Genomic DNA, 13,079 nt, shown 5'->3' on the forward strand with positions numbered 1-13,079 from the left:
CGGTCGTCATCCCCCGACTTGTTCGGGGATGACGATTCAAGGGGACGGTGAAATCATCGACTGCCTGAGACTTTCCAGCAGGTCCCGCCACCACGCCCCATGCCGGTGCAGGAACACGCCGTCCGGGAAGTGATGCCGCGCCACGTGCTCGATCGGCACCGTATCCCAGCCGCGATGCTCGACGGTGACGCGGGTTTCGTCTCCCACGGCCTCGAACCGCACCTCGACCTCGGTGTCCATGCCGGGCGCGAAGGTCGCCTGGCGCCAGCCGAACACCAGCCGCTCGCCGGGCGTCCAGACGCGGACGGGGCCGATCTCGAAGACCTTGCCGCTGGGCAGGCGTTCCACGAGACGAACACCTTCCCCCCTGGCCTCCCCCGCCCCTTCGAACGCCAGCACGCCGGGCGAGCGCGGGGTGAACGAGAACAGGTCGTTGGGCCGCCACCAGGCGCCGATGTCGGCGGTGAAGACCTCGAACACCCGCAACGGCGCGGCCTTGATGCGCAGGGCGACCAGGACCTTCGAACTCAAGTCCCCGCCTCCACATGGGCCTTGAGGGCCAGGAGCTGATCGCTCCACAGCGCCTCGGTCGCCTCGGCCCAGGCCTTCAGCTCGGCCATCGGGGCGGATCGCAGCGCATAGACCCGCACCCGGGCGTCGAACGGCGGATGGGTTTCCTCGACCAGCCCAGCCTGGCGCAGGGTGCGCAGGTGGCGGCTCATGGCCGGAGCCGACAGGCCGGCGGCCAGAGCCAGTTCACCGGCCCGACGCGGGCCCTGGCGCAGCAGGTCCACCGTCGCCCGCCGGTGCGGGTCGGCCAGGGCCGCCAGGGTGACGTCGAGCGAGACGCTCATGATGGCGCTTGAGCGTCGGTCGGGGCGCGACCGGCGTCCAGCAGGGCGATCTGCCGCTTGTTGGCCTTCAGCCGCCAGGCCGCCTCCAGCGCGCCGCGCAGGGTGGGCTCGTCGACGGCCGCCAGCACGACCAGGGTCGCGCCCTTCAGGCCCCAGGCCCCAGGCACGGGGGCGAACATCGTCGGCTCGACCCCGACCACCATCTCTTGCTGCTCGCGGGTCAGCGACACCATGCCAAAGCCGGGGTTGGGGTAGCCCAGGGTGGCGAAGATCCGTCCGACCCGGAAATCCACCGTGCCCATGTGCGCGCTCTCGATCGCCTCGGGCAGGGCCAGGGCCAGGCGGCGGAAATCGTCCTGCGTCATGGGCGGGTCACATCCAGCCTTGGATCTTCAAGCCCGACGCCGCCTCGGCCTCCTCGCGGCTCACCGCCTTGACCGCCGCGCCCACGGTCCAGAAGTGGCCCTCCAGGTCGCGGCAGCGGTACGTACGGTCGCCATAGAACTGGTCGGCCGGCTCCATCAGGATCTCGGCCCCCGCCGCGCGGGCACGCTGGCAATGGGCGTCGACATCGCCTTCGACCTTGATGTGCACGGTCTGGGTGTTGAGGCCGTCGATCGAGGCCGGGCTGCGGTGCTGATCGGTCCATTCCGTGCCGATCATCACCAGGCTGTCGCCGAACTTCATCTCCGAATGGGCCAGGTTGCCGTCGGCGTCTTCGATCAGCATCACCAGTTCGAAGTCGAACGCCGCCTCCAGCCATTTCAGCGCCGCCTTGGGGTCGCGATAGCAGAGGGCCGAGGTCAGGGAAGCGCGGGCCATGGCGAAGCTCCATTTGCAGTTTGGCGAAATATTTAACGCATATCGAAACTAAAATCGCAAGCCTTGAGGATTGACGCCGAACTTCAACGACTGTACCGATCAGTACAATTGTACCAATCGGTACAGACGAGCAGGAAACCGACCGATGTCCGCCATCCGCCCCCCGCTTCCGCCGTTCACCCACCAGACCGCCGTCGCCAAGGTCCAGGCCGCCGAGGACGGCTGGAACAGCCGCGACGCCGCCAAGGTGGCCCTGGCCTATTCGGAAGACACCTCCTGGCGCAATCGCGCCGAGTTCGCGCAAGGCCGCGCGGCCGCCCAGGCCCTGCTGGCGCGCAAGTGGGACAAGGAGCTGGATTACCGGCTGATCAAGGAGCTTTGGGCCTTCACCGGCAATCGCATCTCGGTCCGCTTCCGCTATGAATATCGCGACGACTCCAACCGGTGGCACGTGGCCTACGGGAACGAGCAGTGGGAGTTCGAGGCCGATGGCCTGATGAGGCGGCGCGAGGCCAGTATCAACGAACGCCCGATCGACGAGAGCGAGCGCCGGTTCTTCTGGCCGCTCGGACCGCGCCCGGCCGACCATCCGGGCCTGACCGAAATGGGGTTGTGACCGCGTGGGCAGGACTGTCGGAGGCAAGGGCGCCAGCGAACGCGCGCAAGTGGTTCCGTTGTTGGCGGAGGCCTTCCGCGAGAACGGGTTCGAGGGCGCCAGCCTGTCGGTGATCGGCCAGCGCACGGGCCTGGGCAAGGGCAGCCTCTATCACTTCTTCCCCGGCGGGAAGGAAGAGATGGGGGCCGCCGTCCTGGCCCAGATCGACGGCTGGTTCGAGACCGAGGTGTTCGCGCCGCTGCGCGGGCCCGGCGACCCGCGCGCGGCGATCGGGGCGATGCGCGCCGCCGTCGACACCTATTTCCGCTCCGGCCGCCGTGTCTGCCTGGTCGGGGCCTTCGCGCTCGACAATGTCCGCGAGCGCTTTCCAGGCCAGGTCCGCGACTATTTCGCCGCCTGGCGCGACGCCCTGGCCGCGACGCTGGAACGCGGCGGCGTGGCGGCGCCCGAAGCGCGGGACGCGGCCGAGGACGCCCTGATCCAGGTCCAGGGCGCGCTGGTGCTGTGCCGGGCCCTGGACGACCCGGAGGTCTTCGCGGCGGCCCTGGCGCGCATGGAGCGGCGGCTGCTGGCCCTGCTCTAACGCAGCGCCGCCTTCACCGGCTTCAGTCGGCCGTCGCCCTTGTCGCCCCGGATGCCGATGACGCGGGTCAGCAGCGGATAGACGTCGACATTGTCGAACACCGGCAGCACCACGCCGCGCTTGAACGCCGGGCCGTGGGCGACGAACACCGCCCGCATGGTCGGATCGGCGGGATCATAGCCATGAGCGCCCCCGTCACGCGGATGATCGGCCAAGCGCTTCTTGATGGCCTCGGCCGTGGCGAAGTACCAGCCCGTCTCCGCCAGACAGACGATCGGCGGCACGCGCGGATTGGTCCCGTAGCCGTAACGGGCCGGGATCTTGCCCTTCTCCCAGCAGTTCAGATGCGGGATGGGGCGCAGCAGGGCGGCCGTGACCTCGGCCTCGTGGCCGGGCAGCGGCCGGACCGAAACCACCGAACCGGTGCTGACGAAGCGCGCCTTGGCCGGATCGACCAGGGTCGAGACGTCGATCAGCCCGCTCAGCGGCTGGGGCGCCATGCCGTGGTCGGCGACGACGACGATGTTGGTGGTCTCGTAGAGGCCCCTCGCCTTCAGTCCCCTCACCAACCGGCCGATGGCCGCGTCGACACCGGCGGCGGCGGCGTTCACCTCCGGCGAGTCCGGGCCGTAGTGGTGGCCCTGGGTGTCGACCGGATCGAAATAGAGGGTACCGAAGCCCAGGGCCGGGTCCTTGGCGTCGATCCACGACAGCAGGATGTCGACCCGGTCATTGGCGACGATTTTCTGGTCGAAGGCTTTCCAGTGGCTGGGGCGCGCGCCGTCGATCTCGGTCTCCGAGCCGGGCCAGAACAGGGTTCCGGCATGGACGCCCTGCTGCTCGGCGCTGACCCAGATCGGCTTGGCCTGGCTCCACCAGCGCGGGTCCACGACCGCCTCGTGGCTGGACATCCTGAAGGTCACGCCCGGGATCGCGGGATCTTCCATCACGTTGTCGACCACCCCGTTGTGGTCGGGCCGCTTGCCCGTCACCAGGGTATAGTGGTTGGGAAAGGTCAGGGACGGGAACGAGGGCCGCATCGCCCCGCGCGCGCCGTCGGCGGCCAGGGCGCTCAGGGTCGGGGTGTTTCCCCGGTCCAGATAGTCGGCCCGGAACCCGTCGATCGACACCAGGACGGTCAGCGCCGCCTTGGGGGCGGCGGGCGGCGTCCCGGTGGCGCAAGCGCTCAGCACCAAGACCAGAGCCAGGGCAGCCCAGCGACACACAGCGACCATCACGCACCTCGAACCCCACCAAGCCTCGCTATAGCCCGACTATGTGACGCCCCGCCACGGATGACCGCGACTTAACTTGGCGGTTTTCGCGCCTCCGGCCATAGTCGCGGCGTCTTCCAGGGAGTCGCCGAATGAACCTCGCCGGACCAAACCCCGCATGAACCTTGCCCTGGAGGCCGAGAACCTCGTCAAGACCTACGGCGCGGTGCGCGCGCTGGACGGCCTGTCCCTGAGCATCCCGGCCGGCGGCGTGTTCGGCGTGCTGGGTCCCAACGGGGCCGGCAAGAGCACCCTGTTCCGCATCGCGCTGGGCCTGGTGCGCCCGACCAGCGGCGCCGCGCGGCTGTTCGGCGCCCCGGCCGGCCAGACCTCGTCGCTGCGGCGGGTGGGGGCGATGATCGAGACCCCGCGCTATCCGCCCTACCTGACCGCCCGCGACACCCTGAAGATGCTGGCCCTCGAAAGCGGCGCGGCCGGCGCCGACATCGAATACTGGATCGAGCGCGTCGGGCTGGGCGGCGCCGCCGACCGCAAGACCGGCGGCTTCTCGGTGGGCATGAAGCAGCGGCTGGGCCTGGCCGCCGCCTTCTTCACCCGCCCGGAACTGGTGATCCTCGACGAGCCGACCAGTGGCATGGACCCGGCCGGCATCCAGGAAATCCGCGCCCTGATCCGCGACCTGGCCGACAAGGAAGGCGTGACCATCATCCTGGCCAGCCACCAGCTGGACGAGGTCCGCCGGGTCTGTGACCGGGTGGCGATCCTCTCCAAGGGCAAGCTGGCCGCCGAGGGCGACGTCGAGTCGCTGACCGGCGGCCGTCCCCGCCTGCGGCTGACGGTGACGCCGGTCGAGGCGGCCCTGACGGTGCTCGGCGCCAAGGGCGAACCGGACGGCCCCCACGCCGTGCTGGCCGACGTGCTGCGCGCCGAGACCCCAGCCCTGATCCGGGCCCTCGTGGAAGCGGGGGTCGAGATCACCGAGGCGCGCTGGCGCGAAGGCGACCTGGAAAGCGCCTATCTGGGCGCGCTTGAACCAAAGGATCTCGCCGATGCTCGCTGACGCCATCGCCGCCGAGCGCTTCCGGCTAATCCGCGACCGCACCGCCGTGTTCTGGGGCTTCCTGTTCGCCCCCCTCGCCTCGCTGCTGTTCAGCCTGGCCGGCGACATCTTCGTGCGCCTGGCCTTTCACAGGACCATCCCCGGCGCGACCACCGACCTGGCCAACCGGGCCATGGGCGCGGTGGCCGGCGCCTCGGGCCCGGTCACGGCCCTGTTCCTGCTGATCGGCGCGGCGGCGATCGTCGCCGGCGACTACCGCTGGGAGAGCTGGCGGCTGGTGACCCCGCGCAACAGCCGCCTCAACCTGCTGGCCGCCAAGCTGATCGTCTTCGCCGAGGCCTCGGCCTGGAGCCTGCTGCTGACGGCCCTGGCCGCGGTGCTGGCCGGGCTGTTCAGCAGCGTCGTCAACGCCGCCCCGCTGGTGGGCTCCGGCGTGGGTTCGGCCTTCCTGGGCCAGTTCGCCGGCGTCTTCCTGATCACCTGGCTCGAGGTGCTGATGATCGGCGCCCTGGCCGCCCTGGTCGGGGTGGTCACCCGCTCGACCATGGGCGCGGTGATCGCCGGCCTGGTGGTGGTGGTCGTGCAGTCCACCGCCGCCGCCGCGGTCCAGGCCGCCAGCTGGAAGACCCTGGCCATCCCCGCCTACGCGGCCCGCACCCTCAAGACCTTCGTCGCCGCCCCGGAAGGCTTCCGGCCCGACGCCGGTCCGGCGGGGCTGGGGTTGGTGATGCTGCTCGTGTGGCTGGCGGTGCTGGCCACCGGCGCGCTGGTGCTGTTCAGGCGGCAGGACCTGACGAAGGAATAGCGACCCGGCCTTGCTTCACGGTCCGTCGCAGGCGGCCTCGAGCGCCGTCAAGTCGCGCAGGATCGCCTGGATCCGCGCGTCGGAACCTTGGCTGAACACCTCGCTGGCGCTCGGCGGCGTCGGATCGCCCAAAGCCGCCACCTCGCGCTCCAGCCGCGCCAAGGCCGCCTGCTGCGCGTGGCGGGCCTTGGCGGCCTTGAGGTGGACGATGCGACGCTCGACGGGGTCGTGGATGCGGGGCGGGCGGGGCTGGGTCATGTGGGCTCCATCAAGGTCCTCCCCCTCTGGGGGAGGCGGTCGCGTAGCGACCGGTGGGGGGAGTTTGCGGCGGTCGGTCCTGTGTGCGGTCCAGGCCATACTGCTCCCCCCTCCGTCGGCTTCGCCGACACCTCCCCCACAGGGGGAGGCTTTGGGACACACGGCTTCGCCGCCTCACGCGGAAACCCGCTGAGCTGTTGGGGAGGGTGCGAAGCGCCCGGGCTCCGCCCGGAGGTTTTGCGTTTTTAAGTACCGTTTCGACGAAGACGAGCGCTTCGCGTGGARCCGTTGTTCGAGAGCGTCCGGTAGGCAGTGGTTTTATCACTTAGCCGGTCTGCATTCGCCCCCGACGGGCGGGCCAGGGCGGCGAGCCCCGGTCCCGGNGTTTTATCACTTAGCCGGTCTGCATTCGCCCCCGACGGGCGGGCCAGGGCGGCGAGCCCCGGTCCCGGACCGTGCGAGTAACCCCCTCGCACCTGCTGCCTTGTCCGCCTCCCCCCGGCGCCGGAGCTTCGTCGCGACTGAGGCGAACCTGCTCCGAACCGACCAGAGGCGCCCTTGTGAGGCGCGGCGGCCAAGCCTTCCCGCTCGACCACTCCTGAAAGCCGCATCGGTCGCCGTACGTGCGCCCTCCCCGTGCCTTCAGGTGAGGTCAGTATCGGGGAGGCTGGAGGGGGTCCTGAAAGCCGCATCGGTCGCCGTACGTGCGCCCTCCCCGTGCCTTCAGGTGAGGTCAGTATCGGGGAGGCTGGAGGGGGTGAGGACGAAAAACATCGAGAAACTTCAAGCCGTTGATTTTGTTGAGTGCGAAGGGCGTCCATGCTCTGACGGACCCTCTCCCATGGGGAGAGGGAGGGGCCCAAGCGAAGCTTGGGAGGGTGAGGGGGTTCTGAGCTGACCGGCGTGCCGGCAGAGCGCCCAGAGAAAACGGTGAGGGTGTAATCGCTCGCTCTCCCACCGCTGCGCGGCGGGCCCCTCCCTCTCCCGCTGGGAGAGGGTGTAGGGAACGCCAAGACGCAAAAAAGGCCCCGGATCGCTCCGGGGCCTTTTCCGTTCAGCTGGCGCTGGAAAGTCTTAGTCGTCCGAGGCGTTGTCGAACACCGGGCCCGAATCCTTGCCCTTGGCCGAGACGTCGCGGTCGACGAACTCGATGACGGCCAGCGGGGCGTTGTCGCCGTAGCGGAAGCCGGCCTTCAGGACGCGGATGTAGCCGCCCTGACGGTCCTTGTAGCGGGGACCGATGGTGGCGAACAGCTTGCCGACTTGCTCGACGTCGCGGACGGTGCTGATGGCCTGACGACGGGCGTGCAGGTCGCCGCGCTTGGCCAGGGTGACCAGCTTTTCGACGAAGGGACGCAGTTCCTTGGCCTTCGGGAGGGTGGTGACGATCTGCTCGTGCTTGATCAGCGAGGCCGACATGTTGGCGAACATGGCGGTGCGGTGAGCGGACGTACGGCCCAGTTTACGGTGTGCTTTACCGTGACGCATCGTAGTGTCTCCTGGGCCTCGGCCCGCTGTGGCGCGCGAAAAAGCGCCGATTGTCACCAATCCCGGCGGCGTCCCTGCCGGGGTCAGAACGAAGCGCCGGGGCCCTCCACCGCTGTTGCGGCTTCAAAAGGCCCAGGCCGCTCTTCGGAAAGAGCGGCCCGGATTAAGCGCGGTACTCAGGTCTTAGATCTGGTCTTCGAACTTCTTGGCCAGATCTTCGATGTTTTCGGGCGGCCAGTTCGGCACGTCCATGCCCAGGTGCAGACCCATGCCGGCCAGCACTTCCTTGATCTCGTTCAAGGACTTGCGGCCGAAGTTCGGGGTGCGGAGCATCTCGGCTTCGGTCTTCTGGATCAGGTCGCCGATATAGACGATGTTGTCGTTCTTCAGGCAGTTGGCCGAGCGAACCGACAGTTCCAGCTCATCGACCTTCTTCAGGAGCGCCGGGTTGAACGGCAGTTCCGGCTTGGCCTCGTCAGCCGTCTTGGCCTTGGGCTCTTCGAAGGTGATGAAGATCTGCAACTGGTCTTGCAGGATGCGGGCGGCGTAGGCCACCGCGTCCACCGGCGTGACCGCGCCGTTGGTTTCCACTTCCAGGATCAGCTTGTCATAGTCCAGCGACTGGCCCTGACGGGTCGGCTCAACGCGATAGGCGACGCGCTTGACCGGCGAATACAGGGCGTCGACGGCGATCAGGCCGATCGGCGCGTCTTCCGGACGGTTCTTGTCGGCCGGGACGTAGCCCTTGCCGGTGTTGACCGTGAACTCCATGCGCACCGAAGCGCCGTCGTCCAACGTGCAGAGCACGTGGTCGGGGTTCAGGATCTCGATGTCCGAAGGCGTTTCGATCTGACCCGCGGTCACCGGGCCGGGGCCCGTGGCGCGCAGGGTCATGCGCTTGGGGCCTTCGGCGTGCATGCGCACGGCCAGTTGCTTGATGTTCAGAACGATGTCGACGACGTCTTCGCGGACGCCTTCGAGCGAGGAGAATTCGTGCACCACGCCATCGATCTGGATGGCGGTGACGGCGGCGCCCTGAAGCGAGGAGAGCAGGACGCGGCGGAGAGCGTTGCCGAGCGTCACACCGAAGCCGCGCTCGAGCGGCTCAGCCACGATGCGAGCCTTGCGGGTCGCGTCGGCGCCAGTCTCGATTTGCGGCTTCTCAGGACGGATCAGCTCGTTCCAGTTTCTTTCGATCACGTGGTCGATCCCTTGAACGCGGCTCGCCGGCCGCGAATCTCGCAGCCGGCGATGGAGAATTGGGTAGTAATAGTACTAGACGCGACGACGCTTGGGCGGACGGCAGCCGTTGTGCGGGATCGGCGTCACGTCACGGATCGTCGTGATGGTCATGCCCGCGGCCTGGAGGGCGCGCAGGGCCGACTCACGGCCCGAACCCGGACCCGACACGTTGACCTCGAGGGTCTTCACACCGTGCTCGGCGGCCTTCTTGCCCGCGTCTTCCGCTGCCATTTGAGCGGCATACGGGGTCGACTTGCGCGAGCCCTTGAAGCCCATCGCGCCGGCGCTCGACCAGGAAATGGTGTTCCCTTGAGCGTCGGTGATGGTGATCATGGTGTTGTTGAACGAGGCGTTCACGTGCGCCACGCCCGAGGTGATGTTCTTGCGTTCGCGCTTTTTAACGCGTGCCGGTTCCTTGGCCATCGTTCAGGCTGCCTTACTTCTTCTTGCCGGCGATCGGCTTCGCCGGACCCTTGCGGGTGCGAGCATTGGTATGGGTGCGCTGACCGCGGACCGGCAGGCCCTTGCGGTGACGCAGGCCGCGATAGCAGGCCAGGTCCATCAGACGCTTGATGTTCATCGAATTTTCGCGGCGCAGGTCGCCTTCGACGGTGAAGTCCTTGTCGATCGTTTCACGGATCTGCAGGACTTCGGCGTCGGTCAGCTGGTTGACCCGGCGGGCGTCATCGATGCCCACCTTCGTGACGATGTCACGAGCGGACTTCTGGCCGATGCCATGAATATACTGAAGCGCGATCAGAACGCGCTTGTTCGTCGGGATGTTGACGCCTGCAATACGGGCCACGTCTAATGTTCTCCTAGTCACGCACTAAAGACGCGAACGGCGCGCCCGGCCCGGTCTTTCGACCCAGTCCGGCGCGCACAGATCGCGCCCTTTCGCGGAAGCGCCCCGTTATAGGGATAGTTGCGCATCCGTCAATGGCGGAATCCGATCGAATGAAAGGATTCCAACGAAGTCTCAGGCCACGACCGAAAGCGCGGCGTCGATAGAGGCGGCCACCGTTTCCACGGAAGCCATGCCATCCAGTTCCGTGAGCTTGCCTTGCTCGCGGTAGTACGGGAGCAGCGGCGCGGTCTGGGCGTTGTAGGCCGCCAGGCGCGTCACGAACACTTCCGGATTGTCGTCAGGTCGGCCCTGTTCGGCGAATCGCTTGCTGATCCGCTCGATGAGCGCCGGCTCGTCTACCTTGAGTCGGAGAACGGAGTCGATCTTCTGGCCGCGCTTGGCCAGCATGGCGTCCAGGGCCCGCGCCTGGGGCACCGTGCGGGGGAAGCCGTCGAAGATGGCTCCACCGGCCGCTTCGGCCTCCGGCAGCCTGTCCTCGATCAGGGCGATGACGATCTCGTCGGTGACCAGGTCGCCGCGGTCCAGCACGCCCTTGACCCTCGTCCCCATCTCGGAGCCCGAGGCGATGGCGGCCCGCAGCATGTCGCCGGTCGACAGCTGGACCATGCCGCGCTGATCGACCAGGCGCTTGGCCTGGGTGCCCTTGCCCGCCGCCGGCGGTCCGAACAGGATCAAGTTCATCAATGCACTTCCCGCGTTCCCCGGGTCTGCCGCCCGTGCCAGCCAGACCTAGAGTGGGTTCGACAAAAACGGAAGCCGGTTTGTGACAACCGGCTTCCGCGCTGTGGCCTTACGTCGCGTCGATAGGAGGCTTAGCGCCCCTTGCCGCCACGCAGTTTCGACTTCTTGATCAGGCCTTCGTACTGGTGGGCCAGCAGATGGGACTGGATCTGGGCGACGGTGTCCATGGTCACGGTCACGACGATCAGGATCGAGGTGCCGCCCAGGGTGAACTTGGTCGGGCCCATGCTGTTCATCAGCAGTTCCGGCAGGATGCAGACGGCGGTGATATAGGCCGCGCCGATCACCGTCAGGCGGGTCAGGACATAGTCCAGATACTCCGCCGTCCGCTTGCCCGGACGGATGCCCGGCATGAAGCCGCCATACTTGCGCAGGTTCTCGGCGGTCTCTTCCGGATTGAACACGACCGAGGTGTAGAAGAACGTGAAGAAGATGATCAGGCCGGCATAGAGCGCCATGAACAGCGGCTGGCCGTGCTGCAGCGCGCCCACCACGGTGGGCAGCCATTGCAGCCAGCTGGGCAGGTTGGCGGTGGCCAGGAAGCCCATGGCCGTGGTCGGCAGCAGCAGCAGGCTGGAGGCGAAGATCGGCGGGATGACGCCGGCGGTGTTCAGCTTCAGCGGGATGAACGAGGTGTCGCCGCCGATCATCCGGTTGCCCTGCTGGCGCTTGGGATAGTGGATCAGGATGCGGCGCTGCGAGCGTTCGATGAAGACGATGAAGAAGATCACCGCGATCGCCAGGCCAGCGACGGCGAACAGGGCGAAGGGCGACATGGCGCCGGTCTGCACCTGGGTGAACATCTGCACCACGCCCAGCGGCAGGGCCGAGACGATGCCGGTGAAGATGATCAGGGACACGCCGTTGCCGACGCCGCGGCTGGTGATCTGCTCGCCCAGCCACATCAGGAACAGGGTGCCGCCGGTCAGGGCCACGACGGTGGAGGCGATGAAGAACGCCGGGGCGATGCCGCCGACCACCATGCCCGCCTGGCTCTGCAGGCCGACCGCGATCGAGAACGACTGGATCAGGGCCAGCACCACGGCCAGGTAGCGGGTGTACTGGTTGAGGGTCTTGCGGCCGGCTTCGCCGCCTTCCTTCTTCAGCTTTTCCCACGGCGGATACACCGAGCCCATCAGCTGCACGATGATCGAGGCGCTGATGTAGGGCATGACGTTCAGCGAGAACACGGCCATGCGCTGCACGGCCCCGCCCGAGAACATGTTGAACATGCCCAGGATGCCCTTCGACTGGCCGGCGAAGGCCGCCGCGAAGGCCTCGGGATTGATCCCCGGGATCGGCACATAGGTGCCCAGCCGATAGACCATCAGCGCGATGAGCGTGAACCAGATGCGCTTGTGAAGTTCGGTGGCCTTCTGGAAGGACCCGAAGTTCATGTTGGCTGCGAGTTGTTCGGCGGCCGAGGCCATTCAAATCCCCACGTCGAGAGCGCGCGCCGCGTCCGCGGTCAGGTCGCGCTCCAAGCATAATTCACAAGCCGGGCCCGGATCGAAGCGAGTCACGATCCGGGCTTGGCCCGAGTACGGAGCCGTACATAGGTGAGGCTCGCCGCGATGTCACGGCGAGCCTCGTTATTCTGTCATCCCGGTGGGAAGCCGCGGGAAGTTTCCGGAGGGCCGGAGCCCTCCCCTCCCCGCGATCCCAGCCTGCCGCCAAGAGGCGGCGTCCGGGATGACGCTTGGTCTTAGGCCTCGGCCTGAACCTTGGCCTTCTTGGTCACGGTCACCGAACCGCCGGCGGCTTCGACGGCCTTGATGGCCGCTTGCGTCGCCGAATAGACGGTCAGGTTCAGCTTGGCCTTGATCTCGCCCTTGCCCAGCAGCTTGACGCCGTCCAGCTCGCGACGGATCACGCCGGCGGCGATCAGGTCGGCGGCGGTCAGCGTCGCGCCGGCCTTCAGCTTGCCAGCTTCGACGGCCTGTTCCAGGCGCCACAGGTTCACTTCGGCGAAGTCGAGGCGGAAGGGGTTGTTGAAGCCGCGCTTAGGCATACGCATGTGCAGCGGCATCTGGCCGCCTTCGAAGCCGGCGATGGCGACGCCCGAGCGCGCCTTCTGGCCCTTAACGCCGCGACCACCGGTCTTGCCCTTGCCCGAACCCGGGCCGCGGCCGATGCGCATGCGGCCCTTGGTCGAGCCGGGAGCCGGAGCCAGTTCATTAAGCTTGGTCATATGTGCCTCTCCTTGGAGATCTGCGCCCGGCCAGCGGCCGGACTCGGCTTTTGAAAACAGTATCTAAACTCAAACGAAAACCACCCCGGTTTTCACCGGGGTGGCGATTTCGACGTCTCGTAGCAGAACTACTCGACGATTTCCAGCAGGTGCGCGACCTTGCGGATCATGCCGCGAACCGACGGGGTGTCTTCCAGCTCGGACTCGCGTCCCAGCTTGTTGAGACCCAGGCCGGCCAGCGTAGCGCGCTGGACGGCGTTGCGGCGGATCGGGCTGCCGGTTTGGCGAACCTTGACGGTTTTTGCAGTAGCCATGT

General features: G+C 67.5%; 18 protein-coding genes. 4 read left to right on the top strand and 14 right to left on the bottom strand.

Translation table 11 applies throughout. From position 1 onward, the window contains the following. Window positions 1-36 precede the first annotated feature (36 nt). From ASD79_RS19495 to ASD79_RS19510, 4 genes are read right to left on the bottom strand one after another with little or no spacing between them, the layout of a single operon-like run. On the bottom strand, window positions 37-531 hold the full coding sequence (locus ASD79_RS19495) for an SRPBCC domain-containing protein (RefSeq protein ID WP_056724689.1): 495 nt from the start codon (window positions 529-531) through the stop codon (window positions 37-39). Beyond that, complete coding sequence (locus tag ASD79_RS19500) at window positions 528-854, bottom strand: helix-turn-helix transcriptional regulator (protein ID WP_056724691.1); 327 nt, start codon at window positions 852-854, stop codon at window positions 528-530. Before ASD79_RS19500 ends, ASD79_RS19495 begins: the two co-directional genes overlap by 4 nt. Then, window positions 851-1,219, bottom strand: coding sequence for an MmcQ/YjbR family DNA-binding protein (locus ASD79_RS19505; RefSeq protein ID WP_056724692.1), 369 nt, complete (start codon window positions 1,217-1,219; stop codon window positions 851-853). Before ASD79_RS19505 ends, ASD79_RS19500 begins: the two co-directional genes overlap by 4 nt. A 7-nt stretch (window positions 1,220-1,226) precedes the next feature. Then, window positions 1,227-1,676: a VOC family protein gene (locus ASD79_RS19510; RefSeq protein ID WP_056724695.1), complete on the bottom strand. Its 450-nt coding sequence runs from the start codon at window positions 1,674-1,676 to the stop codon at window positions 1,227-1,229. 145 nt (window positions 1,677-1,821) lie between these two features. On the opposite strand from ASD79_RS19510, the gene ASD79_RS19515 reads away from it, so the two are divergent. Together ASD79_RS19515 and ASD79_RS19520 are read left to right on the top strand one after the other, a co-directional pair. Beyond that, a complete protein-coding gene (locus ASD79_RS19515) occupies window positions 1,822-2,292 on the top strand; it encodes a DUF1348 family protein (RefSeq protein ID WP_056724697.1) in 471 nt (156 codons plus the stop codon). 49 nt (window positions 2,293-2,341) lie between these two features. Further along, entirely contained in the window at window positions 2,342-2,875 is a 534-nt protein-coding gene (locus ASD79_RS19520; protein WP_235524533.1) for a TetR/AcrR family transcriptional regulator, read from the top strand. On the opposite strand, the gene ASD79_RS19525 is transcribed toward ASD79_RS19520, so the two are convergent. Then, window positions 2,872-4,110 carry an ectonucleotide pyrophosphatase/phosphodiesterase gene (locus ASD79_RS19525; RefSeq protein WP_056724700.1) on the bottom strand — a complete coding sequence of 413 codons (1,239 nt, stop codon included), beginning with the start codon at window positions 4,108-4,110 and terminating at the stop codon, window positions 2,872-2,874. The two genes, ASD79_RS19520 and ASD79_RS19525, sit on opposite strands and share 4 nt — an antisense overlap. A gap of 157 nt (window positions 4,111-4,267) precedes the next feature. Between ASD79_RS19525 and ASD79_RS19530 the strand changes: the two genes are divergently transcribed. Then, the gene (locus ASD79_RS19530; RefSeq protein WP_056724702.1) at window positions 4,268-5,170 is read left to right on the top strand and encodes an ABC transporter ATP-binding protein; all 903 of its coding nucleotides are present in this window, start codon (window positions 4,268-4,270) and stop codon (window positions 5,168-5,170) included. After that, the gene (locus ASD79_RS19535; RefSeq protein WP_056724703.1) at window positions 5,160-5,975 is read left to right on the top strand and encodes a hypothetical protein; all 816 of its coding nucleotides are present in this window, start codon (window positions 5,160-5,162) and stop codon (window positions 5,973-5,975) included. Before ASD79_RS19530 ends, ASD79_RS19535 begins: the two co-directional genes overlap by 11 nt. Window positions 5,976-5,990: 15 nt before the next feature. On the opposite strand, the gene ASD79_RS19540 is transcribed toward ASD79_RS19535, so the two are convergent. From ASD79_RS19540 to rpmD, 9 genes are all read right to left on the bottom strand, one after another. Further along, complete coding sequence (locus tag ASD79_RS19540) at window positions 5,991-6,233, bottom strand: hypothetical protein (RefSeq protein WP_056724705.1); 243 nt, start codon at window positions 6,231-6,233, stop codon at window positions 5,991-5,993. A gap of 1,074 nt (window positions 6,234-7,307) precedes the next feature. After that, window positions 7,308-7,721, bottom strand: a complete 414-nt coding sequence (rplQ, locus tag ASD79_RS19545; protein WP_007662704.1) for a 50S ribosomal protein L17 — start codon at window positions 7,719-7,721, stop codon at window positions 7,308-7,310. Between the two features lie 183 nt (window positions 7,722-7,904). Next, window positions 7,905-8,921, bottom strand: coding sequence for a DNA-directed RNA polymerase subunit alpha (locus ASD79_RS19550; RefSeq protein WP_056724706.1), 1,017 nt, complete (start codon window positions 8,919-8,921; stop codon window positions 7,905-7,907). 75 nt (window positions 8,922-8,996) lie between these two features. Further along, window positions 8,997-9,386, bottom strand: coding sequence for a 30S ribosomal protein S11 (rpsK, locus tag ASD79_RS19555; RefSeq protein WP_007662706.1), 390 nt, complete (start codon window positions 9,384-9,386; stop codon window positions 8,997-8,999). A 13-nt stretch (window positions 9,387-9,399) separates the two neighbouring features. Further along, a complete protein-coding gene (rpsM, locus tag ASD79_RS19560) occupies window positions 9,400-9,768 on the bottom strand; it encodes a 30S ribosomal protein S13 (RefSeq protein WP_035034191.1) in 369 nt (122 codons plus the stop codon). A 174-nt stretch (window positions 9,769-9,942) separates the two neighbouring features. Next, the gene (locus ASD79_RS19565; RefSeq protein ID WP_056724708.1) at window positions 9,943-10,512 is read right to left on the bottom strand and encodes an adenylate kinase; all 570 of its coding nucleotides are present in this window, start codon (window positions 10,510-10,512) and stop codon (window positions 9,943-9,945) included. A 131-nt stretch (window positions 10,513-10,643) separates the two neighbouring features. Beyond that, window positions 10,644-12,002, bottom strand: a complete 1,359-nt coding sequence (gene secY / locus ASD79_RS19570; RefSeq protein WP_056724710.1) for a preprotein translocase subunit SecY — start codon at window positions 12,000-12,002, stop codon at window positions 10,644-10,646. A 275-nt stretch (window positions 12,003-12,277) separates the two neighbouring features. Beyond that, the gene (rplO, locus tag ASD79_RS19575) at window positions 12,278-12,763 is read right to left on the bottom strand and encodes a 50S ribosomal protein L15 (RefSeq protein WP_056724712.1); all 486 of its coding nucleotides are present in this window, start codon (window positions 12,761-12,763) and stop codon (window positions 12,278-12,280) included. A gap of 128 nt (window positions 12,764-12,891) precedes the next feature. Next, on the bottom strand, window positions 12,892-13,077 hold the full coding sequence (rpmD, locus tag ASD79_RS19580; RefSeq protein ID WP_056724714.1) for a 50S ribosomal protein L30: 186 nt from the start codon (window positions 13,075-13,077) through the stop codon (window positions 12,892-12,894). Window positions 13,078-13,079 lie beyond the last annotated feature (2 nt).

It is taken from the genome of Caulobacter sp. Root655 (genome assembly GCF_001427665.1).
Lineage (GTDB): Bacteria > Pseudomonadota > Alphaproteobacteria > Caulobacterales > Caulobacteraceae > Caulobacter.